Genomic DNA, 26,166 nt, shown 5'->3' on the forward strand with positions numbered 1-26,166 from the left:
TTGTTATGTGAGGCGTTCCCATTGTCAAGTCAGGTTGATTGGAGCGAAAGGTGCGAGACTCCTGCGGGATTAGCGGTAAGGTGAGACCCCGCAGGCGAAGCAGAGGATGCTCACCGCCCGCCCCGCGGAAAGCGAGCATCCTGAAGCGGAAATCAGCCCCCTTGTTCCATAGCAGCAAAGCTTACGAAAACGCCTTGCTTTATGAAGGAACTTCCTCAGCTTTTAGTACGTATGAACAAATGGCCGGAACAGATGCTGTTTTCCCCGTAATCATTGAAAGAGGAACAGTTCCGGACTTACTTCCATCAGATAAAACAGCCCATCTGTCATTTCCGGGCAATTCAATACTCACTTCATACTGGTTTGCGTTATGAATGACGATGAACTTCTCTTTTTCACTTTCAATCATAAAAGCAACAGACTGGGCTGGGGCATCCATAAAGGTAAGCTGTTCTTGAATTTCCTGATAAGAACTCAGCCGGAATGCAGGATATGCCTTCCTTATTTCAATTAGCCCTTTCATATATTCTACTTCTTCATTAAATGCAGCACGTCGATTCCAATCCAGCTCATTCACGGAATCTGGTGATTTATAGCTGTCATGCTCCCCGCCTTTTGTCCGCATGAATTCCTGGCCTGCATGAATAAGCGGAATGCCCTGTGCAGTGAGAACGATGGAAGAAGCGAGCTTATGCATTTTTTTCCTGTCTTCCTCAGAGGACTCTGGACTTGCAATCTCAAGCTTATCCCATAACGTATGATTGTCATGGGCTTCTGCATACACAACCACCTGCTGCGGAGACTGAAAGGAAGCAAGCGAGGAGTCATAGCCCAATCCTCCTGCAATTCCTTTTTTTATCTCTTCCTCCAGGTGTTTTTTGCCGTTGATAAAGCCCTGGTCACTATCTTCTAATGCGCTTCCTTTGATAGCATCCCGGATATGATCATTAAAATGGGCAATCCCTGGCATGGACGCCGCATTTTTCTGGTTGGCCTTTTTGTCAGGGGGCAGCGGGGTATTGAGATCCCATCCCTCACCAAGAATGATGATGGAGGGATCAATCCGGCTAAGAGCACGGCGCACCTCATTCATTGTCTCTACATCATGGATGCCCATTAAGTCAAATCGAAACCCGTCGAGATGGTATTCCCTGGCCCAATATACAACAGAGTCGACGATAAACTTACGCATCATTTTCCGCTCTGAAGCTGTATCATTTCCGACACCCGTTCCATTCGAAAGGGTCCCGTCTTCACCTGTCCGGAAATAGTAGCCTGGCACCAGCCGGCTGAAGTGGGATTCAGCGGCAGAATAGACATGGTTATACACCACATCCATAATGACCCTCAGCCCCGTCTCGTGCAGGGCCCCAATCATTGTTTTCAGTTCGCGTATCCTGGTTTTCGGGTCAAACGGGTCAGTTGCATATGAGCCTTCAGGTGCATTGTAATTTTCGGGATCATATCCCCAGTTATAGGAGGGTTCCTGCAATTGGGTTTCATCTACCGTCGCATAATCGAAAAACGGCAGGATCTGGACATGGGTCACACCTAAATCCACAATATGGCTGAGACCGGTTTTCACGCCGTCTGGCCCCCTGGTCCCAGGTTCAGCTGCTCCAAGGTATTTTCCCTTATGCTTTATGCCGCTCTGAGGATGGATGGATAAATCGCGAATATGCATCTCATAGATAATTGCATCTTCCGGACCGGCCAGCAGCGGCTTTTTATCATTCCAATTTTCCGGATTCGTGCTTTGCAGGTCAACAACTGCCCCCCTGGTCCCATTGACCGTGACGGCACGGGCATACGGATCGACCGCTTCATTCCACTTTCCTTCCATATTGACTTTATACGTATATAGCAAGCCGTCCTGATTACCGGCTAATTCCGCTGTCCATGTTCCTTTTTCTGAACGCATCATCGGGATTTCCTTTTTATTAGAATCATCCCCAGTTCCATATGTCACAAGCATTGCCTCGGATGCCGCCGGCGACCACACCCGGAATTGTGTCTTATCAGCATCATACCGGCAGCCCAGATCGCTTCCTTCATAATAAAAATTCTTATCCAATTCATCAGCGCTTAAATGCCCTGCTTCGTTTCTGTATTCTATATCTTTCAAAAATACCCCTCCATCTTTAAGATGCCTTAGAGTAAATTAATTCCACATTTCATGCCTGTTAAAACACAGAAGTAAAACTTCGTGAGAAAAGGAAAGGCACAGTAGCTATAAAAAGTACTGTACCTTGTTCCATGCCATTATACGCCTTTGTCTGAGGCCGGTATCAGAGCTGTTTTTGCATCTCCCTTAGCACCTTGCTGCCTGTTTATAACCAGGCGCTCATTCCCCATTAAGAAAATGAACAGAAAGGCCATTCCGGCTGGCACGAGCGCCCAGAGGAAGGTATGGACAATCGAGCTTGACAGGGCATCGATAATATTATGCAGAACCTGCGGCGGCATCATGCTGCGTGCATGTTCAGACAATAGCCCATTCGGGTCAGCGGACTTGAAGCCGGGAGCGGCAGCATTTCCTGCACCTGCTCCAAGCTTCTTAAATCCCTCCTTTAAAAGGTCCTTGAACTCATTGTTCTGGATCGTTCCGTACACGGTGACACCAACTGTCATGCCAAGCGAGCGGAGGAAGTTGCTTGTTGAAGAAGCCTGGCCGCGCTGCTCCATTCCAAAGCCATGGATGGCTGACATGCCGAGCACGGAGAATGAAAAACCGACTCCAAGCCCAACCACAATCATATATAACGTGATTACAAGCCTGCTGGTATCAGGTGTCAGGGTGCCAAGCAGGATGATACCTGCTATTGTAATGACAGAAGAAATGAACATCACATTCCGGTAGCTCATCCGGGCAGCCAATATTCCCCCAACTTGTGCAGTTACCGTTGAACTGAGCATCATCGGCAGAAGCAGAAGACCGGAATTTGTTGCAGACCCCCCGTGCACACCCTGAATGAAAATCGGGATATATGTAGTGGCACCCATGAATGCAGCTCCGTAAAACATTCCAACAATGGTGCTCCCTGCATATAAACGATTTTTGAACATTTTAAATGAAATAATCGGTTCGGCGGCGTTTCTTTCAATAAAAATAAAAGCAATGATCAATAAAAGAAAGCCTGAAAATAAGCTTCTGATTTCAGTGGAATCCCAATCATATTTTTTGCCGCCAAGCTCTAACGCGAACATAAGACAGACAACTGCACCAACCAATGCAATGGCCCCGAGCCAGTCGATTTTTTGCTTGCTATGGACGCTTGATTCTTTATAAAATAAGGCAATTAAAATAAATCCAATGATGCCAAGCGGAAGATTAATATAAAAGACCCAATGCCAGCTGAGATTGTCTGTAATGTATGCCCCAAGGAGAGGACCGAATATACTGGACAGCCCGAAAACCGCCCCAAACAGCCCGCCCATCTTGCCGCGTTTCTCTGGCGGAAAAATATCAAAAACAATCGTGAATGCTATAGGTATCAAGGCACCGCCTCCGACTCCCTGTATAGCCCGGAAAATACTTAACTGTGTAATATCTGTTGCGATTCCGCATAATGCAGAACCAGCAAGGAATAAAATCATCCCCATCAAGAAGAAAATTTTCCTGCCGTACATATCCGACAATTTACCGAAAATCGGCATTCCTGCCATTTCAGCCACCATATATGCAGAAATGACCCATACGAAGCTGTCCAGCCCTTTCAAGTCGCCGACAATGGTCCCCATAGCCGTAACGACGATGGTATTATCCATTGAAGCCATTAGAATGGCCAGCAACAAGCCCGTCACTATCAGCTTTAATTTAGCGTTAGTTTGTTCCATGTGATCCTCCTCAGCTTTTCCGTTCTTCATGAACAATAGAATCTTTAGACTTCTTATATATTCCTTGATGCTCGATAATATTAATCTCACAGCCTGGCCCAATTTCAATATTTCTACCGCGGACGACTTCGGCTGTCGTGCATTCAAGGTAAATTTCATCCCCTTCAATAACTGAAGTCTTCATCTGCAGCATGGATTTTTTCAGCTGAAACATTTCGCCAAGACCTCCTTTGGCACGTATGCTAATCCTTTTTCCGCCAATTTCCCCTGCAAAACTGTGATCATATCTTAATGACACATTTACTTCTTCAGCATTGAGCAATCCGTCTATTTGGAATTGGCCCTGCGAGCTGAAAACTTCCGCTTCAACATCTCCTCTTACAGTAAGACCTCCTTTTACTTCAACCTGTTCCCCCTGATATGAGCCATTAATATCAAGTGAACCGCGCACTTTACTTTCTTTGATCACTGCATCTCCCTGAATCAGGCAAGAACCGTAAATCTTCACTTTTTCGGCTTTTAAATCCCCATTCAGTTCAGCTTCCCCATATACAGACAGAGTTTCCGCCTTTGTATTTCCTTCAACTTTGCTCCTACCCATGATTGTGAAAGCCTGGCATTCGAGATGGTCTGTAACGGAAGCCTCTCCGTTCACCTTCACTTTGCGGTATAATCCGCCCCCATAAGAACCAGATCCATTAATGGTTAAATTGCTTATTCCTGTCTCCATCATCCTGTCTCCTTTTTTAAACTTTTCGGGACTCTTTCACTTGCGAAGCTTCTTCCTGTTCAAAAACACCCGAATATTCAACAAGGCCTATTTCGCAGCCTTTTCCGATCTTCACATTTCTGCCGCGGACAATCCGGGCTTTCGTGCTTTCAAGTGTAATGTCATCACCTTCTATAATATCCGCAGTCAAAATATGATCAAAAAAAGGGTTTAACCATTGAAGGAAAAAATGATGATGGTATTTGACAGAAATGCTTTGGCCGCCGATTTCAGCAATTTGGCAATGCCCGAAAGGCTCGATGACAATCTTCTCTGCATTTAATTGCCCCTGGATTTTCACATTGCCCTGCACAAGGAAATCTTCTGCGTCACAGTTCCCTGCTATGGCTGCCCTCCCTTCAATCATGATGCTGTCCGCCCTGACATTCGCGCCGAATGTTCCATTGCCTGAAACCTTCAGGATCTCTACTTGTACATTCTTTTTTATTTTCGCATTTCCTTCTGCCTTCAGCTCATTCCCTGAAATTTCTCCGTGCATCGTGCTATGACCGCTTACACGCGTTTTCTTTGAAACAATGTTACCCTTGAAGGTTCCCGAGCCATTGCACTCCAGATATCCGCAATCGATATCTCCGTTCACAGTGCCTCTACCATTTACATGAACGCTTCTAAACACGCCTCCATTTGAGGAACCAAATCCGTTTATTTCAAGGATCCCTTTTTCTGCAAGCTCCACCGTAATCCCCTCCGTCATACCCATTTAATTTTTAGCTCCTCAGAGCATTTAGAAAAATCAATCGCTGAAATGATTTTTGTATCCTTTTCGAAATAAACATCCTCTGATTTTGAAACGAGCAAACATGATGATATACCAAACTTCCTGATGACCAGCAAAGACAATTCTTTATTTTTCCCCGATAACTCATACTGCTCATGCAGAAGATGAAGCACCATTTTTCCTTCATCAAGGCTTATATCCCCTGATTTAAGCAGTTTTTCAAGGATATATAGAACAAGCATGTTGTCAAATTGAAAGGAGTTTTCCTTAAATCCAGTATGCTCTAAATAAAACTGGACCGTATATTCAGAGGCCACTCCCCTCCTTATTATTTCTTCCTTATTCAGTAGCTTTCCGCTGCCTGGCGCAAACATATCTGCTAATTCATCAAGAGATAAATTTTCTTTCATCGTTTGAATTCTTTCTATGCGTTCAAGGATACGTGACTTCGGAAAAAAGGTTTCCTGCCCGGTAAAGGTGGATTTTCTTATAAACCAGTCCTCAGGTATCAGGTCTTTTCTCTTCCATCTATACAACTGTCCATATGAAATGCCGCTAATCTCCAGCAATTCCTTTTTGGATATCAAGTCTTCATTCATATTTGCCGACACTCCCTTTTATATTTTTTAATGTAACATAACACTGTTACGTTAATCAAATATTTTTTTGTTTTTTTATTGTAATACAGGGAATCGCCTGGAAGCATCCTATGAAATAGGCTTGCATGTTCTGCGGGTCAATGGGTGAATTTATAAACAAATCGGATAGAAGATGGAGGGATAACAGGTGGATAATACTGGTGAATTCGTTGAAAAGCTGCATGACAAACAGGAAAAGGATGAGGCGAACCGCAAACGTCAGGGAAAAGGAAAGCCTACTAAAAAACTTCCAAACAAGCAGCACTGAGGGAATTGAGCGCGCTCGTCTTGAAATATGACAAACCTAAAAGCCGTGATTTTTAAAATCACGGCTTTTAGGTTTGTTCTTATAATTTACGGATTTTCTCGATTTCGTCCGCCACAAATTGGACGGATGGTCCAATGATGACTTGAATGCTATTGGTACCGACTATGTTGATGCCCGGTATGCCTGTTGACCTGATTTTCTGCTGATCAACCGCAAACATATCTTTTACCTCGACTCTTAGGCGTGTGACGCAATTGTCTACGGATGTTACATTTGCATCTCCGCCTAATCCGTCATAAATAACAGCTGCCATTGCAGTGAATTTATCTTCCTTTGCTGTGCTTGCTGCGGAAGCCGCCTCGGCACTGGCTCCATCCAAATCGTCCGTTTCTTCTCTGCCTGGAGTCATCAGATTGAATTTGGTAATCAAAAAGCGGAAGATTGAATAATACAGGACCGCAAAGACAAGCCCTTGTACCAGCAGCATATAAGGGGCATTTGCCAGCGGCAGCTTTGAGCTCAGGACAAAATCAATTAAACCTGCACTAAAGCTGAAGCCAGCCGTCCAGTGGAACCATGCCGCTATGGCCAGTGACAGGCCTGTTAGAACTGCATGAACAAGATAAAGGAGCGGCGCAGTAAACATAAAGACAAATTCCATGGGCTCCGTTACGCCTGTAAAGAAGGAAGCGAACCCTGCAGCAAGCATCAGTGAAGCAACCTGTTTCTTCTTTTTTGTTTTAGCTGTGTGATACATGGCAAGGGCTGCCGCAGGCAAACCGAACATCATGACAGGGAAGAATCCTGCCTGATACATGCCTGTTACACCCTTCGTTCCCTTTCCTGACCAAAACTTTCCGATATCATCAATGCCTGCTACATTAAACCAAAATACGGAGTTGAGCGCATGATGCAGACCGGTAGGAATCAGCAGCCGGTTGAAAAATCCATAAAGCCCGGCGCCCGCAAAACCAAGCTTCGAAATCGATGTGCCGAATGTAACCAGCCATGTATAAACAACAGGCCATACAAATAACAGCACCAGCGATACAAACAGCATCGCAACGGCTGACATAATCGGGACAAGGCGCTTTCCGCTGAAAAAGGCCAGGAAATCTACTAATTTCACATGGCTGAACCGGTTATACATGATCGAAGCAACAATTCCTGAAATAATCCCGATAAAAGGGTTTTCGATTGTAATAAAAGCCGCGTTGACCTTTGCTACGTCCACACCCTGCAGCATAGCTACTGAACTGCTCGAGAGCAAAGTGGTAATCACCAGATAGGCCACAAGCCCGCTCAATGCAGCCGATCCATCTTTGTCCTTTGACATGCCAAGAGCCAAACCTACCGCAAACAAAATAGCAATATGATCAAGAATGGCAGATCCTGCTTTAATCAAAAAAGCAGCTACTTCATTTCCCGAACCCCATCCTGAAGGATCAGGGTCAATCCAATACCCGATTCCCATCAATATTGCTGCTGCCGGCAATACAGCAACCGGCAGCATTAAGGAACGGCCCATCCTTTGAAGATATTTCATCATCTGAAAAAACTCCCCTCATGTTTTAATAACCGTATGATGAAGAAAATGTAATCTTCCCCCCTTTTAACAGCAGAATGAAAAGAAAAAGTTATGAAGGCTTATACATTAATATTATATCAAGTCTGATTGGAAAAATATGCTGAATATTCTAATTTTTATATTTAAAACTCTGTTAAACTTGCCTGTTGATTTCCCCTCCAGACGCAAGACTCCGGGAGCGGCATTCGCCGGTCCTCCCCGTCGATAGCGCTAATCCCGAGGAGCCAAGCATCTTTCAATCCAATTAATCATGTACATTAACATAGCCGAGACTCCTGCGGGATTGGCGGGCCAGGCGAGACCCCGCAGGCACAGCTGAGGATGCTCACCGCCCGCTCCGCGGAAAGCGAGCATCCTGGAGCGGAAATCAACTACCTTGTTTCATAGCAAAAAGTTTTCGAAAATAGCCTCTTAAAAAAATACTGCAAAAAAAGCGCAGGATAATCCCGCGCATTTTTTTTTGCAGTATTCAGACCATGATTTTGCAGATTTCATTCGTGAATTCCACCGGATCCTGAATCGGAAGTCCTTCAATCAGAAGGGCCTGATTATACAGCAGATTGGTGTATAAGCCCAGTTTTTCCTGATCAGACTCAAAGGCGTTCTTCAAGGAAGCAAATACTTCATGATGGATGTTGATTTCTAAAATTTTGTCAGCTTTGACATTTTGGCTATCCGGCATGGCATTTAAGATCTTTTCCATTTCAATGGTCAAGTCACCATCAGCAGCCAGGCATACAGGGTGTGACTTTAATCGTTTGGATACCCTGACATCCTTCACTTTTCCGGATAAGATGTTTTTCATACTATCAAAAAGATCTTTGTTTTCATTTTCCTTTGAGCCGTCAACGTTTTGATTTTCTTCCTCTTCAATACCAAGGTCCCCGCTTGATACAGACTTGAATTCTTTATCTTTATAGCTCATCAGCATGCGGATTGCGAATTCATCGATATCATCTGTGAAGTACAGGATTTCGTACCCTTTTTCAGATACCATCTCGGTCTGCGGCAGCTTTTCAATTCTTTCAACAGATTCCCCGGAAGCATAATAGATATACTTTTGGTTTTCAGGCATCCGCGATACATATTCATCCAGTGTGACCAGCTTTTTTTGAGAAGATGAGTAAAACATCACCAGGTCCTGCAATACTTCTTTGTGGCTTCCATAATCACTGTACATGCCGAATTTCAGCTGTCTGCCAAATGAGTGATAAAACTCTTCATACTTTTCTCTTTCATTTTTCAGCATGCCTTGCAGCTCGCTCTTGATTTTCTTTGAGATATTCTTAGCTATCAGCTTCAGCTGCCGGTCATGCTGCAGCATTTCCCTTGAAATATTCAGAGATAAGTCCTCTGAATCAGCCATCCCCTTCACAAAGCTGAAATAATCAGGCAGAAGATCACTGCATTTGCTCATGATCAGGACGCCATTGGAATACAGCTCGAGCCCTTTTTCATATTCCTTTGTGTAATAGTCATAAGGCGTTTTTTCCGGGATGAATAAAATGGCATTATATCGGATCGATCCGTCCACATTGATATGAATATGCTTGAGCGGCTTGTCGAAGCCATAGTGCTTTTCAGAATAAAATTTCTCGTAATCCTCAGATGTAAGCTCACTTTTATTCTTTTTCCAAATAGGTACCATGCTGTTGATGATCTGCTCCACCAGAACTTGTTCATATTCATTTTCGCTGCCATCTTTCGGCTTGCTTTCTGTTAGGTCCATTTTGATAGGATAACGGATGAAGTCAGAGTATTTTTTAATGATTTCTTTTAATCTGTACTCGTCCAGGTATTCATCATAGTTTTCGTCTTCTGTATTTTGTTTTATATTTAAAATGATTTCTGTACCCACAGAGTCCTTTGTGCAGGTCTCAATCGTATAGCCGTCAGAGCCAGTGGATTCCCACTTATAAGCCTCATCACTGCCTATGGTCCTGCTGATTACGGTAACTACATCAGCTACCATAAAGGCTGCATAAAACCCGACTCCGAACTGGCCGATAATATCATGGCCATCTTTCAGTTCATTCTCGCTTTTAAAAGCCAAAGAGCCGCTTTTCGCAATAATCCCCAGATTGTTCTCAAGCTCTTCCCTTGTCATGCCGATGCCCGAATCCGCAATTTTCAGTGTGCGGCTTTCCTTATCTGCTGCAACTTTTATGTAATAGCTGTCTGGGTCGAAGCTTAAGGAATCATCTGTTAATGATTTATAATAGATTTTGTCGATAGCATCGCTGGCATTTGAAATCAGTTCTCTCAAGAAAACTTCCCGTTTTGAATAGATGGAGTTGATCATCATTTCTAACAATCTTTTAGATTCTGCTTTAAATTGCTTTTTTTCCATTTTCTCTTTCCCCTCTCAAAACCTTCTGGCAGAATGGACCAGCCAGTTAATCAGTACCTATTTCACTAATTAAATATCATATCTGCCGGAATGTGTCAATATTTAGAAATTACTTTCGGCTTATCTAAAGCAAAAGGACAGCTGAATGCCTCTTAAAAGGTTTATTTGATTTTGACGACAATTTTTCCTTTAACAAGCGTTCTGAAAGGCAAATTAGCGCGTCTGCAGTTTCTTCCAAAGAAATGTTTAGCATGGATACTCTTGATTAAATCCGGAAGCCGTCGAAATGACTGTTTTCCTGTCCAGCTTTGCCCGCTGTGGTACTGGCATATGGGAAAGTAGATGTTTTATTATATAATGCTTCTGCAGCACGATAGAGTCGTCTTTCAGTTTCCATTTTACTGGTACAGCAGCCCTTCTCTGCTGAAGGAGTGGCAGGATGCTGTGCTCCTTACGGATGGGCTTACGGCTCAGAAGGAACCAAATTGCATGGAAAAGAGTTAATTCTCGCCATTTCTACCGGCGGACCAGAAGAGGCCTATAAAGCAGGAGGGTATAATCAATTCACCATGGATGATTAACAAAGCCATTTCAGGCGACAGCCAACCTCACAGGCATGAAAATGCTGCCTCCCTTCTTTACACAGGGTGTGCGGCTATTGACTCATGAACAAATTCAGGAAAGTGCTGAAAAATTGGCACAGCATCTTCAAGCTGCTTATTAATAAACAAACAAGAGGATGAACGGTACCGTTCATCCTTTCTTTACATCCTTTAATCAGCCTAGTTACAGAAGGCACTCGCTCTCAACCACGCTGATCAGCTGCTTCAGCTGTGCCACGCTTTGGTCTAAAGAAAGCGAGTAGCATCGCTGTGTGCCTTTTTGCTCAATTTCAACAAGATGATTGTCCCGCATGATTTTTAAATGATGGGAAATGGCCGGCCTTGATAAATTGGACTGCTCAGCAATTTCATTTACGCTTAAGCGCTCCCTCTCTGCCAGCAAAAGGATGATATCCTGCCTTGCCGGGTCGCTCAGTGCATTAAATAGCGGTATACATGCCCGGAATACATCAATAGCTTTGGTTTCCATACTTTCCTCCACCTTTCATTTCCTTACTTTTCACCCGCAACATACTTGGCGACTTTTGCTGCCATGCTTCTGGGCATAAATTTAGCGCCAATGGCACCCGCCTTATTTAATCCGCCAGTCACAATGACGCGTTTTCCTTTCATCAGGGCAGCATATCCTTTTTTAGCCACGTCATCTGAAGCCATTGCCCTGCTGAACATTTTTGTGCCCTCAACATTTGCAACAGCCCCGAAGTTGGTGCTCGTTGCACCCGGACAGAGGGCTGTTACAGTGACACGGCTTCCGGCCAGCTCCTCAGAAAGTGCTTCTGAAAAAGAAAGCACAAAAGCCTTTGACGCATAATACACAGCCATCAGCGGCCCCGGCTGGAAGGCAGCTGTGCTGGCTACATTCAGGATTCGGCCGCTTTCCCGCAGCTTCATTCCGGATAATGCGTAATGTGTCAGTTCTGTCAGTGCCGCGATATTTAATGAAATCATGTTCATTTGCTTTTGGATATCGAGTTCATCGAACTTGCCCATCAAGCCAAATCCCGCATTATTGACCAAAACATCAATCGCAATTCCCTTCCTTTCCGTTTCCTCAAATACCTCTTTTGCCGCACCGGGCACACTTAAATCTTTAGCAATGACCGTCACTTCTATTTTAGGAAGGGATTTTTTGATTTCCTGAAGCCTTTGGCTGTTTCTTGCGACTAACACAAGATTATATCCATCTTTTGCAAACAATTGTACAAAGTCATAGCCCAAACCGCTTGTTGCCCCTGTAATAAGTGCTGTTTTCGTCATATTAAATCCCTCCATCTATTTATATTAGTTCGTATGTTCAAACGTTTAAACATATAATAAGTGAAATATCCTTTTAAGTCAACCTGGTTCCTTTTCACGCTGCCTTCATCTGCAGATATTTCTTGTTTCTGAATTCTGATAGTATAATACTTAGATGATAGAAAAAGGTCCCATTTTTGGTCAGGAGGGCAATATGTTACAGAAATTCGGCTATTCCCAATATGAAAGCCAAGTATATGAAACTCTTTTGTCGAGTCAGGAATCTATGGATGCAACCGCCATTGTCACACATTCACAGGTGCCAAAGGCTAAGGTATATGAAGTGCTGAATCGAATGATTGATAAAGGACTGATCATGAATACCGTTTCTGAAAAGAAGAAGCTGTACTACGCTGTCCCGCTTGAAGCAGTAATAAAAAAATTAACCTATGAGTTTGAACAAAGTGTTGAATCGCTAAAGCAGAAGAAAATCCAGCGTTCTTATACAGATGACCGTGTTTGGAGCTTAAAAGCCCGCTCTACAATTTTCGCTCAAATTGAAACGATGCTCCAGCAGGCACATACCTCTATTCTCATGTCATCCTGGAGTGAAAATCTGGTTCCTTATCTCCCTATCCTGGAGCAGAAGGAACGAGAAGGTCTCGAGGTCGAAATTCTCACCATCGGGAATATTGAAACCTCATTATCCCGTGTTCATACGCTTGTGCCATTAGATGAGCATGAGCGGCTGGAGAAATCCCACCTGCTTGTAATTGATCAGCAGGATGCCGTCTTTGCTGGTATCGAACATGATCAATGGAAAGCCATCAAAACCATGAGCCAGCCTTTTGTTAAGTTTTTTACAGATTTCTTTTATCATGATGCAGCTCTTACAACCATTACCGAGCGTTTCCATGATCAGCTTGTCCATGACGAAGTGACAAAGAAACTTTTGACTCGTTTGCGCTACTAAGAAGGTAAAATCAAGAAGCAAAAATGTTCTTCTTTAGAGCATTTTGCTTCTTTTTTATTTTCCACTTGTTATTCTTTTTGAAAAAGGTTACTATTCCTGTAGTAACTTTTCAAAAGGAGGATATAATGTGAATCCAAAAATTTATATTCTTGCCGTTTCGTGCTTCGTAATTGGAACCGTGGAGCTCATTATCGGCGGGATTTTAGATATCATTTCAAAGGACCTAGGGATTTCTGTAAGTACAGCGGGCAATCTTATTACGATATATTCTGTCTTCTTTGCTCTATCCGCCCCTATTCTTTTGAATGCAACAGCTAGGTTTGAGCGGAAGAAAACATATTTATGGACTTTATTTGCCTTTTTTCTCAGCAACATTTTGTCTGCCTTTAGCGTCAATTACGGAATGCTCTTTACAGGGCGGATTGTCGCTGCCATGAGCGGGTCCTTTTTAGTTGTCCTTTCGACCACAATGGCATCCCGCATGGTGGCACCGGAATTCAAAGGGCGGGCAATCGGCACTATTTTCATGGGAATCAGCGCTTCCCTGGTTTTAGGAATACCGATTGGCATTTTAGTGGGTAATGCCTATGGCTGGCGTGCGGTTTTCATTCTTATTGCCGTGCTGACTGCTGTCATCATGATTGGTGTTCAGGTCATGCTTGAAAAGGCCGCACCGCCTCCAGTCATCTCCCTGCGCGTGCAGCTTCGTTCATTAAAAGAAGCTAAAATTGTCGCTACCCAGCTTTCATCAGGGTTTTTATTAGCCGGACACCTGACTTTATATGCCTATTTAACTCCATTCTTGCGCACCGCCCTGCATCTGAATACCGCAATGGTCACAGCTATGTATCTTGTCTTTGGAATTGCGGCTGTTGCGGGAGGCGGAATCGGGGGCTTCAGCTCTGATAAGTGGGGTTCAAAGAAATCCATTTTAACCATTATTACTTTATTCTTCGTGATGATGCTCTTGATTCCGTTTAGTGTCGAGTGGCCCATATATCTGTTCACCGCAGTTATTATCTTATGGAGCGCTTTGAGCTGGGCAATTTCGCCTGCCCAAAACAATTTTATTATCCAAATGGCACCGCATAATTCAGACATCCTGTTAAGCTTGAACACGACCGCCAGCCATCTCGGCATTGCGCTGGGATCCTTCATTGGAGGCATTGTCATTGAACATACCTCGATTATATATAATGCCTGGGTCGGTGCCGTTTTCGTATTGATCGCTTTGCTATGTTCCATCTTCTCCGTTACACGGCATAGTGAATCTCAAAATGCCGAAAAGTATATTCACTCATAATAAAAAAAGCTGTCCTAAAAAGGTCTCATTTCAGCCTTTTCGGGACAGCTTTTTTCATGTGTCACAGATTTTTAGCAGAAAACGTATCTCCGCCTTCTATCGTGCCAGATTGGAAGCCTTTATTAAACCAGCGCTTCCTTTGTTCGGATGTTCCGTGTGTAAAGCTCTCCGGCACCGCATAGCCTTGAGCCTTTTTTTGAATATTATCATCACCGACCGCATTCGCTGCGTTTAAAGCTTCTTCAAGATCGCCCTTTTCCAGCAAATTCATATCCTTTGCATGGCTGGCCCAGACACCGGCCAGGTAATCTGCCTGCAATTCAAGCCGAACTGAATATTTATTATACTCGTTTTGGCTGACCTGCTGCCTATTCGGCATTTCCTTTTCTGTTGTTCCGAGCAGGGTCTGGACATGATGCCCCACCTCGTGGGCAATTACATATGCCATGGCAAAATCACCGGGAGCCTTGAACTTCTGCTTCAATTCCTCATAAAAACTGAGATCAATATACAGCTTCTGATCACCCGGACAATAAAAAGGTCCTACCGCTGATCCGGCTGTACCGCAAGCAGAATCAACACTGCCGGAATACAGCACAAGTGTTGGCTTTTTATAGGTAAGGCCTTCTTTCTTGAATACATCTGTCCAGACATCCTCTGTATCTGCAAGAACAACAGATACGAACTGTGAAAGCTCCTTCTCCTGTGCACTTTCCTCATACGGTGCATTTGTCCCGGATTCTGGAGCATTCATCATGCTATTTAAAAGATCACTTGGATTCCCCCCAAGCAAGGTCACAAGAAGCAAAATGACAATTCCGCCAATCCCGCCTCCAACAAGCGTTTTGCTGCCCATCCCTCTTCTATCCTCAACGTTGGAGCTTTCTCGTCTCCCTTTCCATTTCATGATATTTCCTCCTCTTACACGATTCACAATAAACGAATAAAAAAATTGCTCATCTTCCCTTAGTGTTATACCCGCGATTAACCAGTTTATTTAGCTTTCGTAGAAAATTCTTTTATTTAAGGCTTTGTCCCTGCCCGTTGCCCGTCAGGATTCCCTGCCAATTCGCCATAAAAAAATTCATTACAACCTGCAAAAAGCTGAACCTTAGGAAGAGAGCTCCTTCTGGTTCAGCTTTTTCTTTTGGGAGTGTGCCATCTCCCCGGGTTACTTTTTGCCAGCTGCTCTAGATAAATACACGATAATTAAGAACACAAACCATAAAGGCGTCAGCAATACAGGCAGGCGGGTTGCTTCAGCAAACAGCATGATGATTAAAATGCAAATAAACAATAGTAGAACAATGTAATTAATAAAAGGAGTAAAGGGTGCTTTAAAGCTTGATTTCTTTCTTAAATCCGGACGTTTTCTGCTGTATCTTATATGAGAAATCAAAATGATGCTCCACACCCAAATGAAGCAGATGGCACTAATAGTTGTCACAATGCCAAAGGCTTCGCCAGGTATAAGCTTGCTCAATATGGCCCCAACAGAGAGAACAGCTGCTGAAGTATATAGAGCGCGGCTGGGCACATGGTTTTTATTCAATTTAGCCAGTTTAGCAGGACCGGCGTTATGCCGGCTTAAATTATATAAAATCCTGCTCGTTGAAAACAATCCGCTGTTAAAGGCCGAGGCCGCGGAGGTTAATACCACGAAATTAATAATTCCCGCGGCAACGGGAATGCCCACTAAACTGAACGTTTTTACAAAAGGGCTATTGTCTGCAGACAATTGGTTCCACGGATTGATGCATAAAAGGATGATTAATGCTCCCACATAGAAAAAGAGAATTCTCAGCGGAATTTTGTTAATGGCTGACGGAATATTCTTTTTAGGATCTGCTGTTTCTGCTGCAGAAACACCAATTAATTCGACCCCCACAAACGCAAACACGGCCATCTGAAAGGAAAGCAGGAATCCGGATATCCCATGCGGAAATATCCCTCCAAAATTCCATAGATTTCCCGCGGAAACCGTTCCTGCATCTGTTTTGAACCCAATAATAAGCAAAGCGATCCCGATAAGAATTAAAGCAAGAATGGTAATCACCTTGATTAAGGCAAACCAAAATTCCAATTCTCCAAACAGCTTAACAGTCAACAAATTCAGCCCCAATAAAATGACTAAACAGACGACAGCAGGAACCCACTGCGGAATATGAAACCAGTATTGTACATATACGCCAACCGCTATCATGTCAGCCATAGCAGTCATGATCCAGCAAAACCAATAGGTCCATCCTGTCACAAAGCCAGCCCACGGGCCAATATACTCTTCGGCAAAATCCGTAAAGGACTGATATCCGGCATTAGACAGAAGCAGTTCTCCCAGTGCCCTCATAACGAAAAACAAAGCGACCCCTACGATGAGATAGGCCAGTACGATTGAAGGGCCAGCTAATTGTATCGCTTTTCCTGAGCCAAGAAATAAACCGGTCCCGATTGTGCCGCCAATCGCAATCAGCTGTACATGCCTATTTTTCAGATCTCTCTTTAACTCCTGCTGTTCCATGCTGCATTCCCCCGCTCATATTTAGTTAAAAAAACCTCTTTTAAACGTGCCTGCTGCTCTCCTTTATAACGCCATTCCAATCAGCAAAGCACAAAAATCAACCATGCAATGCCAATAAAAAAAGAGACTGGAGTTCTCCAATCTCATACCACAGAATAATAAATGTTTTTTTTATTATCTTTAAGAAAATAAAAAATTTACGCTTTATTAAACTTCTGTTCTTTTGCCTGAGATAGTGAACCCTTCGGCGCCGCAATAATGTGCGGTCTCTCCAGAAACTGCTCCTGCTAAAGTCTGATCCCCAGCAATCATAGCTTGTTAACTATTTAATTATAATTTCACATTCTATCAATATTTGTCAGACAGAACAAGGATAATTAGCTGGATTTAATAGAAAATGCATGCAAAGAATAGCCATCCGTGCAAATTAACCCTAACAGTTTGGAAAAATAACCCCGGTTTAAGGCTTTCATGTTCTGGAGAAATTATGTAAGGTAAGAAAGTTCCTGGCGTTTTTCACTGAGGCTAAAATTTTTTCCCAGGCGCACCGTCGCTGATATAACGCCCGCCATACTTTCAAAAAATTGTTTTCTTCATTGATTCATATTGAAACAAAGCAGATCATTCACTAATATGTATAATTATAGTGTTCTAAAAATTATTTCTTTTGTAAGGCTCTGTCTAAATTCCTAAAAATCCATACTCGATAACGGGCCTGTACCCTTTTCCCCATTACATTCAATTCTTCTTCATATCGCTCAAAAGAGTTAATACATAATAAGTATGACAGCAAGTAAAGAAAGGGATGGAACATTTGAACTCACAATCACAGCCTTTAACAAATATATTTAAAAAGAAAATATATGAAACTTTCAGCCATCTTCATAAAAACCCGGAGCTTAGCTGGGAAGAATGGAAAACTACAGAATATATTGAGGGCATTTTAAAGGATGCAGGCTGCCATAGGTTAACCACATTTGACGACTGTACAGGTGTGATTGGAGACATGGGGAATTTCAGCGGCAGCCGTCCAATCATTGCCATCCGGGCAGATATGGATGCCCTATACCAGGAAGTAAAGGGTAAAATGCAGGCCAATCACTCCTGCGGACATGATGCCCATATGACACTGGTGTTAGGAGTTTTATGGAGCCTGCAGCATAATGAACATCTGAAGAAACAAATAGGTGTACGCTTTATTTTCCAGCCTGCAGAAGAGGTAGGAGCCGGTGCGCTTAAATTAGCTAAAAAGGGAGTTGTTGCTGAAGCGGATTATTTATATGGAGTCCATCTCCGGCCGATACAGGAGCTTGCAGCAGGTTATGCCGCTCCTGCCATTCTGCACAGTGCGACACGTTCCATCGAGTTTGAAATCCATGGAGAAGATGCCCATGGCGCAAGGCCGCATCTCACACAAAGCGCCATTGAAATTGGCGCCTATATTATGAATGCGATTCACTCTCTATATTTTGATCCCAATATTCCGCATTCCGCGAAGGTGACACGATTTATCTCAGGAGGAAGAAATACAAATATTATTCCCGGAAAAGCTTCCCTTGCCATTGATATGAGGGCACAAACAAATGAACTTATGGAAAAACTCCATAACCGTGTGCTTGATGTCATCCATAATGCACAAGAAGTCTATAAAACAGATATTGAGGTTACCAGCGACCATGGAATAGTGGCTGCAGAATCAAGCCAAGCAGCGCAGGACATTGCAGATAAAGCCATACAGCATATTTTGGGACCTGCAAGAACCGCTCCTCCTGTCGTGACTCCCGGCGGTGATGACTTCCATTTTTATAAAGTGAAAATGCCGGAATTAGAAGCCACAATGATTGGTTTAGGATGCAATCTTCAGCCTGGTTTGCATCATCCTGATATGCATTTTGAGATTGATTCGCTATTTACCGGAATTAACATCTTTAACGAAATTTTGCGCCTGCATAGTCTGGCAGACTAAAGATCGGGGCAGCAGAATTGACGATCTGTCTGCTGCCCTACAACCAAAGAAACAGCCAGGCAACAAGGCTGATTCCGCGAAAAACCCATTCTCCAGCATGAATAACCATAATAAGAATATCACTCTTCTTTGTCCGGGGATCCTAAAAATCCTGTGTTATGAATGATGTATGTTAAGGAATATTCATCAAACACGTTCATAATCCAAATGCCGTCTGAAACAATAAATCAACCCATGTTTATCTACATAGGCATTGAAATTTCTGGTGCTCCCTGTCTGAAGGGTTGAGCCATAGGTTTTTATGAGATTGACTGCTTCGGGCTTCAGCTCATTGATGACATTTTTCTTATTGAATCTTTTCGGAAATGACATGACACCCTTTTTCGACAAAGTTGCAGCTGCTTTTACGGAGCTGGCATATAGCTGAGCTTGCCCCGTTTTGCTTGCTGCAGTGCTGCCTTCTGCTCCAGCTCCCATTGAACCTGCAAATAGTCTGCATGCTGCAATCGCCGAAATCACGATTGCTTTTTTAGATTTCCTGTTTAATATTTTCATAACAGTTACCTCCCATATAGATATATTCTTCCAACAAGTTGGCAAATTTTTAAAATTCCACATAGCCATTGACCTCTCCGCTGATGATAGTTAGAATGTAAAATAATAAATTTCCAACAAAAAAATGCATATAGTCACTCGTATAATATTGGAGATAGGGTCCAAAAGTTTCTACCAAACCGCCGTAAATGGTTTGACTACGAGAAGGATTTGAGTTTTGGCACTCTTTTTTTGCTATGACTCTATTTTTCCTTCTCCATGTTAAACCTTAGATAAATCTAGGGTTTATTTTTTTAGGGAGAGATGAAAATGACAGCTGAAAAAACAACATTAAAAAAACAAATATCCGCCGCCGGCAAACAGGCACCTGCAGATATTGTGATTAAGAATGGACGGATTATTGATGTTTTCAACCTTGAAATAATTGAAGCTGATCTTGCTATTTCAGAGGGTATGTTTGTTGGCATTGGAGATTTTGAAGGAAAGCAAATCATCGATGCAAAAAACCGGTATGTCTGCCCTGCTTTCATTGATGGACATGTCCATATCGAATCTTCAATGGTGAGCCCTGCTGAGTTCGCCAAAGTCCTGCTTCCCCATGGGGTTACAGCCGTTGTCGCCGATCCCCATGAGATTGCTAATGTATCCGGAAGTGAGGGCATACGCTTTATGATTGAAAACTCCAGCGGCCTTCCACTGGATACATTTTTCATGCTCCCTTCCTGTGTACCTGCCACTCCCTTTGAGAACTCAGGAGCCGTGCTGAAAGCAGAGGACCTGGAACCTTTTTATGCCCATAAAAGGGTGCTGGGATTGGCAGAGATTATGGACTATCCTTCTTTAGCTAATAGGGAGGATGCCATGATGGATAAAATTGCGGCTGCATTGAAGCACCGAAATCAGATAGATGGCCACCTGGCAGGATTGGATACCAATGCAATTAATATATACAGGGCAGCCGGGGTCAGCACCGACCATGAATGCAGTACACCTTCTGAGGCGTTAGAACGCTTAAGGCGCGGCATGTATCTATTGATTCGCGAAGGTTCTGTTGCAAAGGATTTAAAGTCACTCATTAAAGCAGTGAATATCCATAATGCTCGCCGCTGTTTATTTTGCACGGATGATAAGCATTTGGATGATTTGATGCAAGAAGGCAGCATTGACCATAATATCCGTTTAGCCATCCAATGCGGCCTTTCTCCGTTAACAGCGATCCAGATGGGCTCATTAAATGCTGCCGAATGCTACGGTTTGTCTAAAAAAGGGGCAATCGCTCCAGGCTTTGAAGCAGATTTCTTATTGTTGGATGAACTGGAGTCCATTGCGATTTCGGAAGTATTTAAATCCGGAAAGCTTGTTGCGAAAGATGGAAAATATACCGGGGAGTCCATTGTAAAGGAAAAACCGCTATCTCAGCTCACTGCTACCGTCCATATCCCTCACATAGAGGAAAAGGATATCCAAATTCCTATCGGGAAAACTGGCAGAGCGAACATCATTGAAATCATCCCCAATCAGCTGAGAACCAATAAAGTAATAGAAACCGTACATGTAAAGAATGGCTGCTTTTCTCCCTCTGGTGATGAGGACCAGCTGAAGATATTAGTGATAGAACGGCACAAATATTCAGGGAATATTGGAAAAGGCATCGTAAAAGGATTTGGGCTAAAAGGCGGAGCCATCGCGACAACCATTGCCCATGACTCCCACAATATCGTGGCAGCAGGCACTAATGACAGCGACCTTTTAACAGCAGTACAGGTCTTAAAAGAATTAAATGGAGGACTAGCCATCATCAAGAATGGAGAGATACTCGCCTCCATCCCATTGGCAATCGCGGGATTAATGTCCGATAAAGACTACCAATCAGTAAACGCGGAACTGGATCTGCTGAAATCTGCATTATCGCAATTAGGCTTTGCTGGAGCATTTAATCCTTTCCTTACCCTTTCATTCTTAACCCTGCCTGTCATTCCGGCATTAAAGTTAACCGACACCGGCCTGTTTGATGCAGAGAGTTTTCAGCATATTGACGTATCGATTACCTGACATAACGCTAAAAAGGCCGCTTTGAAAGTGGCCTTTTTTGCATGATGCATATAAAGATGACTCTATTATTCTCACATCATCTCTCACCTTAAAAAATTTGCAAGCCAAAAGAACTATTTTTTTATTAAAAGCGCTTGCATAATTTGAAATACCAGTTATACTACTTGTATACAAGTATACTTCGAAAAATTAAAGGGAGGGAGTTCATGGCCAAAGAGGAGTTTTTATATCCTGAAAAATGGCTTTTAAAGGCTTCAGCCGGCGAGAGAATCGCAAGTGAGCTAAGAATATCGATTATTTCAGGGATGATTGAAAGCGGTACCATACTATCTGAAAATAAAATTGCTGCAGACTTTTCTGTAAGCCGGTCTCCCGTCCGTGATGCATTAAAAATTCTGGCATCTGAAAACATGGTCCAGCTAAAGAGAATGGGCGCATCAGTCACTGGTTTAACAGATAAGCATATAGAGGAAATTTATGATGTCCGGCTGATGATCGAGTCGTTTGTATTTGAACGGATCGTAAAAGCAGATACCGGGGATTTAGTAAAAGAACTCAGCAAAATATTGGAAATGATGAAGGTTGCCGTCAAATATGGCGATGCAGATGAATTTTCCTGCCAGGATGTCATCTTTCATGAAACCATTATTCGTTTTATTAATCATTCCTACATTCTGATGATCTGGAATAACTTGAAGCCTGTTATGGAAAGCTTAATTCTCTTATCCATGCGTGTGCGTTTCAAGGAAAAGTATGACGACTTTCAAAGAATCCTGAAAAACCATGAGCTATATATTGAAGCAATTAAAACGAAAGAAAGAAACTTAATGATTCAGTCACTGCACCAGAATTTTGATGATGTCCAAGGAAAAGTAGAAGACCTGTGGATGTCTCAGCAGCTGCTGGCTAAAGGTGCGGGTCAGGGTGAACAGGCTTAACATGCATACACTTGAAACCGATTCCAAACAACCGGATTTAAATCAATTGCCATTTATAAATTTAACTTATAAGGAGAAATTATCATGCCATTAATCATTGTTGCAGCTGGTATTCTAGCATTGCTGCTGTTAATTATGGGCTTAAAGCTCAACACATTTGTTTCGCTGATCATCGTATCTTTCGGAGTGGCCTTAGCACTCGGGATACCTGTAGAAAACATCGTCAAAACCGTTGAAACAGGACTCGGCGCCACTCTCGGCCATTTAGCGCTGATTTTCGGCCTAGGGGCCATGCTCGGCAAGCTGATTGCTGACTCAGGCGGCGCACAGCGGATCGCTATGACTCTCGTTAACAAATTTGGAGAAAAGAATATTCAATGGGCGATCGTGATCGCTTCCTTCATTATCGGTATTGCTTTGTTCTTCGAAGTAGGTTTAGTTCTATTGATTCCAATTGTATTTGCGATTTCAAGAGAATTGAAAGTATCCATCCTGTTCCTTGGCATTCCGATGGCTGCTGCACTATCTGTTACACACGGCTTCCTTCCTCCGCATCCGGGACCAACAGCAATCGCTGGAGAATATGGAGCAAACCTTGGAGAAGTCCTTCTTTACGGATTTATCATAGCCATTCCAACCGTGATTCTTGCTGGACCTGTTTTCACAAAGCTTGCTAAAAAGCTCGTGCCAGAGTCTTTCAAGAAAACCGGCAGCATTGCTTCACTAGGAGAACAAAAAGCATTCAAGCTTGAAGAAACACCTGGATTTGGTATCAGTGTATTCACTGCCTTGCTTCCGGTGATCTTAATGTCCATTGCGACAATCATCACTTTGATTCAAAAAACAACAGGAGCTGCAGACAATCACATCCTTGTAGCTATCCGTTTCATTGGAGACGCATCACCTGCCATGCTGATTTCCCTTTTAGTAGCGGTCTACACAATGGGAATCGCCAGAAAGATTCCAATCAACAGGGTCATGGAATCCTGTACAACAGCCATCACCCAAATTGGAATGATGCTTCTGATTATTGGAGGCGGCGGCGTTTTCAAACAGGTATTGATTGACGGAGGCGTCGGAAACTATGTTGCCAAGATATTCGAACATAGCTCCCTATCACCCATCCTGCTTGCATGGCTGATTGCAGCGATCCTGCGTATTTCTCTTGGATCTGCAACTGTTGCAGCCCTTACGACTGCAGGACTGGTCATTCCGCTGTTAGGACATTCTGACGTCAACCTTGCACTAGTTGTGCTTGCAACTGGAGCTGGAAGCCTGATTGCTTCACACGTAAATGACGCAGGCTTCTGGATGTTCAAGGAGTACTTCGGTTTAAGCATGAAAGAGACATTTGCTACCTGGACCCTGCTTGAATCCATTATTTCTGTATGCGGGCTAGGATTCACTTTACTTCTTAGCTTGATTGTTTAATAAATTGATAGAATAGGAAGGCACCCTCGAAATTCTCGAGGGTGCTTTCTATTTAATAACTCCCATATTGAAAGATTTCTCATGCTGAAGCAGCCATTCCTTTCTCCATAGGCCTCCTGCATAACCAGTTAATTTCTTATTTGAACCGATTACTCTGTGACAAGGAATGATAATGGTTAACTTGTTTTTCCCATTCGCATTTCCTACCGCTCTATTCGCTTTTTCATTTCCAATAGACACGGCAATATCCTTATAAGACCCCGTTTCCCCATAAGGAATTTCTTTTAAAGCCTCCCATACAGTTTTTTGAAAATCAGTTCCTTCAAATTGATAAGAAAATGTAAATTCATGGCGTATTCCTTTAAAATATTCGTCGAGCTGGTTATAGCACTCTGCTAAAATCAGGGGAGTTTCAGCATGCAGCAGATTCACCTTTTTTTCCTCTTCAGAGAACATAATGGAACATATTGTTTTATCCGTACCGATTATTTCTATCACGCCAATCGGTGATTCATAATCTAATTTATATATTGTTGTCATATAAAGACCTCCAAAGATAAAAGACAGCATACGCCTGCCACCCTTCCCAATCTGCTGCATATGCTTCTATTTCTTCTATAGTCGGTTTTCTCTCAAGATCTAATAGATTCCTCAATGCATTATGAAGGCCGACATCTGCAACTGGGGAGGAAGAGGTATCATGCAGGCATTTCATCATCACATAATCTGCTGTCCATGGTCCGATACCCCTTATCTTCAATAACGACGAGCGTATTTTCTGATGATCTTTTTTCTGGAGCAATAATTCTTTTGTTAATTCGCAGTTTGTCATCGCCTTAGCAATGTCAATGATATACTCTGCCTTCCTGCCAGTAAATTGATGCTTCCTTAAATTATCTGCGTTTAATAAAGCTATATCTTCAAATGAAGGGAATAACCAAAACGTTTCACCTTCAAATGTCAGACTTTCTCCAAATTGTTCGACGAAGCGTTTCTTCAATGTGTAAGCAAATGTTAAATTAATTTGCTGTCCTATAATCGCCCACACTAACGCCTCAAATAAATCTGGAATACACATCATACGTAACCCATAATATTTATGAACAAGATTCTTTAAAACTTTGTCCTGATTTGCCATTTGATAAAATGCCCCTAAGTTCTGCTCCAAGTCATACCATTCCCAAATAAATTCTGCTGCTTTTTTGCGAAATTGAGCGGACGGGGATCCTAGTGGAAATTCAATTTTCATGACATTATTGATGAATCCAATCTTACATAATATCAAGGACTCGTTAACTTTTATTAGTTTATATACAGCCCCCTCTCTAATTTGATGAAGGACTTCAAGGTCAGATCGATTTAAAAGAATTAAACACTCTTCAAAGTTAAATTCCTCAGGAGGATAAATTTCTATATATGATTCATAATCCGTCCAATTCATTCATGTGTTCCTTTCGATATTTACTAGGTGAACAGTGTTTTAGGCTCCGGAATACTTTATAGAAGTTGGAAGGGCTCCTAAATCCCGCTTCATAGCAAATATCCAGGTTCGTCAAAGCCGTGTTTTTAAGAAGATGGGCCGCTTTATCGATGCGTATTTTATCTAAATAAGTACGCGGAGTCTCAGAGGTTTCTTGTTTAAATAAACGTTCCAAATAAAAGGGACTTAAACCGGCTTGATCGGCTATATCTTTTAAAACCAAATTTTGCTTATAACGGTTGATCAGAAACGTAATGACATTTTTAACAACCTCCATATGCGGGGATTGTTCAGCTTCAGGCTGACATCTTTTGCAGGCGCGAAAACCAGCTTTTTCAACTTCAGTGATATCATCGTAAAACTCTACATTCACTTTTTTCGGCTTTCTCGATCTGCAGGAAGGACGGCAGTATATTTTCGTTGTTTTTACAGCCGTAAAAAATAGACCATCATACATACGATCGCACGCAATGATTTTCTCCCACATCTCTTCGAAAGAAAGATTGATATTAGCCATGGCCCCACTATCCTTTCTGCACTAAAGTTAGTTCACATACAAGGGAAGTATCCATAAACTTCATTACTACACCAGCATTCTTTTCTAAAGAAGCAATCATTACACATGCTCATTGTTGTGGATCTTCCCATAGCCTGCTTCAATATCAGCGGAAACAAGGAATTCCACATTCTCTGCTAGGCTAAATTACTGTCAGAATCAATTCTCCATCTGAATATCCTATTGAGTTAGACCCCCCAGCTGTCCGTAACAAGATTGCTTTGAAGCCCGCTTTCAAGTGTAAATGCAAAAAGCGCATCCTAGGCGTGCCTGTGAGGAATGCATCTCAATAAATTTCTGGATCTTTTCATTTTATTTCTCCTGATGCTATTGAAACCATTTTAAC

General features: G+C 42.7%; 21 protein-coding genes, 2 pseudogenes and 2 riboswitches. Of the genes and pseudogenes, 8 read left to right on the forward strand and 15 right to left on the reverse strand.

Annotated elements, in window-relative coordinates:
- Positions 1-199: 199 nt before the first annotated feature.
- The 5 genes and pseudogenes from pulA to ACN6MY_RS01560 form a co-directional block, all read right to left on the reverse strand.
- Positions 200-2,089 (reverse strand): annotated as a pseudogene (gene pulA, locus ACN6MY_RS01540) (type I pullulanase); the annotation flags it as partial.
- Between the two features lie 173 nt (positions 2,090-2,262).
- Complete coding sequence (locus tag ACN6MY_RS01545; RefSeq protein ID WP_419882521.1) at positions 2,263-3,837, reverse strand: MDR family MFS transporter; 1,575 nt, start codon at positions 3,835-3,837, stop codon at positions 2,263-2,265.
- Between the two features lie 10 nt (positions 3,838-3,847).
- The gene (locus ACN6MY_RS01550) at positions 3,848-4,570 is read right to left on the reverse strand and encodes a hypothetical protein (protein ID WP_419882522.1); all 723 of its coding nucleotides are present in this window, start codon (positions 4,568-4,570) and stop codon (positions 3,848-3,850) included.
- A 13-nt stretch (positions 4,571-4,583) separates the two neighbouring features.
- Positions 4,584-5,327 carry a hypothetical protein gene (locus tag ACN6MY_RS01555; protein ID WP_419882523.1) on the reverse strand — a complete coding sequence of 248 codons (744 nt, stop codon included), beginning with the start codon at positions 5,325-5,327 and terminating at the stop codon, positions 4,584-4,586.
- On the reverse strand, positions 5,318-5,944 hold the full coding sequence (locus tag ACN6MY_RS01560) for a YhbD family protein (protein ID WP_419882524.1): 627 nt from the start codon (positions 5,942-5,944) through the stop codon (positions 5,318-5,320). Before ACN6MY_RS01560 ends, ACN6MY_RS01555 begins: the two co-directional genes overlap by 10 nt.
- Before the next feature lie 187 nt (positions 5,945-6,131).
- On the opposite strand from ACN6MY_RS01560, the gene ACN6MY_RS01565 reads away from it, so the two are divergent.
- Positions 6,132-6,251: a DUF4023 domain-containing protein gene (locus tag ACN6MY_RS01565; protein ID WP_071352694.1), complete on the forward strand. Its 120-nt coding sequence runs from the start codon at positions 6,132-6,134 to the stop codon at positions 6,249-6,251.
- 79 nt (positions 6,252-6,330) lie between these two features.
- On the opposite strand, the gene nagE is transcribed toward ACN6MY_RS01565, so the two are convergent.
- A complete protein-coding gene (gene nagE, locus ACN6MY_RS01570; RefSeq protein ID WP_419882525.1) occupies positions 6,331-7,800 on the reverse strand; it encodes an N-acetylglucosamine-specific PTS transporter subunit IIBC in 1,470 nt (489 codons plus the stop codon).
- Between the two features lie 508 nt (positions 7,801-8,308).
- The gene (gene htpG, locus ACN6MY_RS01575) at positions 8,309-10,189 is read right to left on the reverse strand and encodes a molecular chaperone HtpG (RefSeq protein WP_419882526.1); all 1,881 of its coding nucleotides are present in this window, start codon (positions 10,187-10,189) and stop codon (positions 8,309-8,311) included.
- A gap of 357 nt (positions 10,190-10,546) precedes the next feature.
- On the opposite strand from htpG, the pseudogene ACN6MY_RS01580 reads away from it, so the two are divergent.
- A pseudogene (locus ACN6MY_RS01580) lies at positions 10,547-10,913 on the forward strand (NAD(P)H-dependent oxidoreductase); the annotation flags it as partial.
- A 62-nt stretch (positions 10,914-10,975) separates the two neighbouring features.
- On the opposite strand, the gene ACN6MY_RS01585 reads toward ACN6MY_RS01580, so the two are convergent.
- Positions 10,976-11,281, reverse strand: coding sequence for an ArsR/SmtB family transcription factor (locus ACN6MY_RS01585; RefSeq protein ID WP_419882527.1), 306 nt, complete (start codon positions 11,279-11,281; stop codon positions 10,976-10,978).
- A gap of 23 nt (positions 11,282-11,304) precedes the next feature.
- Complete coding sequence (locus ACN6MY_RS01590) at positions 11,305-12,069, reverse strand: SDR family NAD(P)-dependent oxidoreductase (RefSeq protein WP_419882528.1); 765 nt, start codon at positions 12,067-12,069, stop codon at positions 11,305-11,307.
- A 193-nt stretch (positions 12,070-12,262) separates the two neighbouring features.
- Here ACN6MY_RS01590 and ACN6MY_RS01595 point away from each other — a divergent pair, with 193 nt between their 5' ends.
- Positions 12,263-13,021: a TrmB family transcriptional regulator gene (locus tag ACN6MY_RS01595; RefSeq protein WP_419882529.1), complete on the forward strand. Its 759-nt coding sequence runs from the start codon at positions 12,263-12,265 to the stop codon at positions 13,019-13,021.
- Positions 13,022-13,148: 127 nt separating this feature from the next.
- A complete protein-coding gene (locus ACN6MY_RS01600; RefSeq protein WP_419882530.1) occupies positions 13,149-14,324 on the forward strand; it encodes an MFS transporter in 1,176 nt (391 codons plus the stop codon).
- Positions 14,325-14,385: 61 nt separating this feature from the next.
- Here ACN6MY_RS01600 and ACN6MY_RS01605 read toward each other — a convergent pair whose 3' ends face one another.
- Entirely contained in the window at positions 14,386-15,231 is an 846-nt protein-coding gene (locus tag ACN6MY_RS01605) for a neutral zinc metallopeptidase (RefSeq protein WP_419882531.1), read from the reverse strand.
- A 264-nt stretch (positions 15,232-15,495) separates the two neighbouring features.
- Positions 15,496-16,842: an amino acid permease gene (locus ACN6MY_RS01610; RefSeq protein ID WP_419882532.1), complete on the reverse strand. Its 1,347-nt coding sequence runs from the start codon at positions 16,840-16,842 to the stop codon at positions 15,496-15,498.
- 205 nt (positions 16,843-17,047) lie between these two features.
- A riboswitch (glycine riboswitch) is annotated at positions 17,048-17,127 on the reverse strand.
- Positions 17,128-17,656: 529 nt separating this feature from the next.
- On the opposite strand from ACN6MY_RS01610, the gene ACN6MY_RS01615 reads away from it, so the two are divergent.
- Positions 17,657-18,808, forward strand: coding sequence for an amidohydrolase (locus ACN6MY_RS01615; RefSeq protein WP_419882533.1), 1,152 nt, complete (start codon positions 17,657-17,659; stop codon positions 18,806-18,808).
- Positions 18,809-18,994: 186 nt separating this feature from the next.
- On the opposite strand, the gene ACN6MY_RS01620 is transcribed toward ACN6MY_RS01615, so the two are convergent.
- Positions 18,995-19,363 (reverse strand): hypothetical protein, encoded by a 369-nt coding sequence (locus ACN6MY_RS01620; protein ID WP_419882534.1) that lies wholly within the window; start codon positions 19,361-19,363, stop codon positions 18,995-18,997.
- A 118-nt stretch (positions 19,364-19,481) separates the two neighbouring features.
- A riboswitch (purine riboswitch) is annotated at positions 19,482-19,583 on the forward strand.
- Between the two features lie 89 nt (positions 19,584-19,672).
- Between ACN6MY_RS01620 and ade the strand changes: the two genes are divergently transcribed.
- The 3 genes from ade to ACN6MY_RS01635 all read left to right on the forward strand — a co-directional run bounded on the left by ade (position 19,673) and on the right by ACN6MY_RS01635 (position 23,784).
- Positions 19,673-21,415, forward strand: coding sequence for an adenine deaminase (gene ade, locus ACN6MY_RS01625; RefSeq protein WP_419882535.1), 1,743 nt, complete (start codon positions 19,673-19,675; stop codon positions 21,413-21,415).
- 206 nt (positions 21,416-21,621) lie between these two features.
- Positions 21,622-22,353 carry a GntR family transcriptional regulator gene (locus tag ACN6MY_RS01630; RefSeq protein ID WP_419882536.1) on the forward strand — a complete coding sequence of 244 codons (732 nt, stop codon included), beginning with the start codon at positions 21,622-21,624 and terminating at the stop codon, positions 22,351-22,353.
- Between the two features lie 84 nt (positions 22,354-22,437).
- Positions 22,438-23,784, forward strand: coding sequence for a GntP family permease (locus tag ACN6MY_RS01635; RefSeq protein ID WP_419882537.1), 1,347 nt, complete (start codon positions 22,438-22,440; stop codon positions 23,782-23,784).
- 48 nt (positions 23,785-23,832) lie between these two features.
- On the opposite strand, the gene ACN6MY_RS01640 is transcribed toward ACN6MY_RS01635, so the two are convergent.
- Genes ACN6MY_RS01640 through ACN6MY_RS01650 form a run of 3 tightly spaced genes read right to left on the reverse strand, consistent with a single transcriptional unit; the run spans position 23,833 to position 25,781 of the window.
- Positions 23,833-24,324: a methylated-DNA--[protein]-cysteine S-methyltransferase gene (locus ACN6MY_RS01640; protein WP_419882538.1), complete on the reverse strand. Its 492-nt coding sequence runs from the start codon at positions 24,322-24,324 to the stop codon at positions 23,833-23,835.
- Entirely contained in the window at positions 24,308-25,225 is a 918-nt protein-coding gene (locus ACN6MY_RS01645) for a DNA-3-methyladenine glycosylase family protein (protein ID WP_419882539.1), read from the reverse strand. Before ACN6MY_RS01645 ends, ACN6MY_RS01640 begins: the two co-directional genes overlap by 17 nt.
- Positions 25,206-25,781: a bifunctional transcriptional activator/DNA repair enzyme AdaA gene (locus ACN6MY_RS01650; RefSeq protein ID WP_419882540.1), complete on the reverse strand. Its 576-nt coding sequence runs from the start codon at positions 25,779-25,781 to the stop codon at positions 25,206-25,208. Before ACN6MY_RS01650 ends, ACN6MY_RS01645 begins: the two co-directional genes overlap by 20 nt.
- Positions 25,782-26,166: the final 385 nt, after the last annotated feature.

Origin of the sequence: Peribacillus sp. B-H-3, assembly GCF_048572925.1 — a bacterium.
Lineage (GTDB): Bacteria > Bacillota > Bacilli > Bacillales > DSM-1321 > Peribacillus.

Excerpts from the sequence above, each read along its gene's own strand:
- htpG (WP_419882526.1), bottom strand. The coding sequence starts at position 10,189 with ATGGAAAAAAAGCAATTTAAAGCAGAATCTAAAAGATTGTTAGAAATG.
- ACN6MY_RS01550 (WP_419882522.1), bottom strand. The coding sequence starts at position 4,570 with ATGATGGAGACAGGAATAAGCAATTTAACCATTAATGGATCTGGTTCT.
- ACN6MY_RS01640 (WP_419882538.1), bottom strand. The coding sequence starts at position 24,324 with ATGACAACAATATATAAATTAGATTATGAATCACCGATTGGCGTGATA.
- ade (WP_419882535.1), top strand. The coding sequence starts at position 19,673 with ATGACAGCTGAAAAAACAACATTAAAAAAACAAATATCCGCCGCCGGC.
- ACN6MY_RS01635 (WP_419882537.1), top strand. The coding sequence starts at position 22,438 with ATGCCATTAATCATTGTTGCAGCTGGTATTCTAGCATTGCTGCTGTTA.
- ACN6MY_RS01650 (WP_419882540.1), bottom strand. The coding sequence starts at position 25,781 with ATGGCTAATATCAATCTTTCTTTCGAAGAGATGTGGGAGAAAATCATT.
- ACN6MY_RS01585 (WP_419882527.1), bottom strand. The coding sequence starts at position 11,281 with ATGGAAACCAAAGCTATTGATGTATTCCGGGCATGTATACCGCTATTT.
- ACN6MY_RS01630 (WP_419882536.1), top strand. The coding sequence starts at position 21,622 with ATGGCCAAAGAGGAGTTTTTATATCCTGAAAAATGGCTTTTAAAGGCT.
- ACN6MY_RS01620 (WP_419882534.1), bottom strand. The coding sequence starts at position 19,363 with ATGAAAATATTAAACAGGAAATCTAAAAAAGCAATCGTGATTTCGGCG.
- ACN6MY_RS01545 (WP_419882521.1), bottom strand. The coding sequence starts at position 3,837 with ATGGAACAAACTAACGCTAAATTAAAGCTGATAGTGACGGGCTTGTTG.
- ACN6MY_RS01645 (WP_419882539.1), bottom strand. The coding sequence starts at position 25,225 with ATGAATTGGACGGATTATGAATCATATATAGAAATTTATCCTCCTGAG.
- ACN6MY_RS01590 (WP_419882528.1), bottom strand. The coding sequence starts at position 12,069 with ATGACGAAAACAGCACTTATTACAGGGGCAACAAGCGGTTTGGGCTAT.
- ACN6MY_RS01560 (WP_419882524.1), bottom strand. The coding sequence starts at position 5,944 with ATGAATGAAGACTTGATATCCAAAAAGGAATTGCTGGAGATTAGCGGC.
- ACN6MY_RS01595 (WP_419882529.1), top strand. The coding sequence starts at position 12,263 with ATGTTACAGAAATTCGGCTATTCCCAATATGAAAGCCAAGTATATGAA.
- ACN6MY_RS01610 (WP_419882532.1), bottom strand. The coding sequence starts at position 16,842 with ATGGAACAGCAGGAGTTAAAGAGAGATCTGAAAAATAGGCATGTACAG.
- ACN6MY_RS01605 (WP_419882531.1), bottom strand. The coding sequence starts at position 15,231 with ATGAAATGGAAAGGGAGACGAGAAAGCTCCAACGTTGAGGATAGAAGA.
- ACN6MY_RS01555 (WP_419882523.1), bottom strand. The coding sequence starts at position 5,327 with ATGGGTATGACGGAGGGGATTACGGTGGAGCTTGCAGAAAAAGGGATC.
- nagE (WP_419882525.1), bottom strand. The coding sequence starts at position 7,800 with ATGATGAAATATCTTCAAAGGATGGGCCGTTCCTTAATGCTGCCGGTT.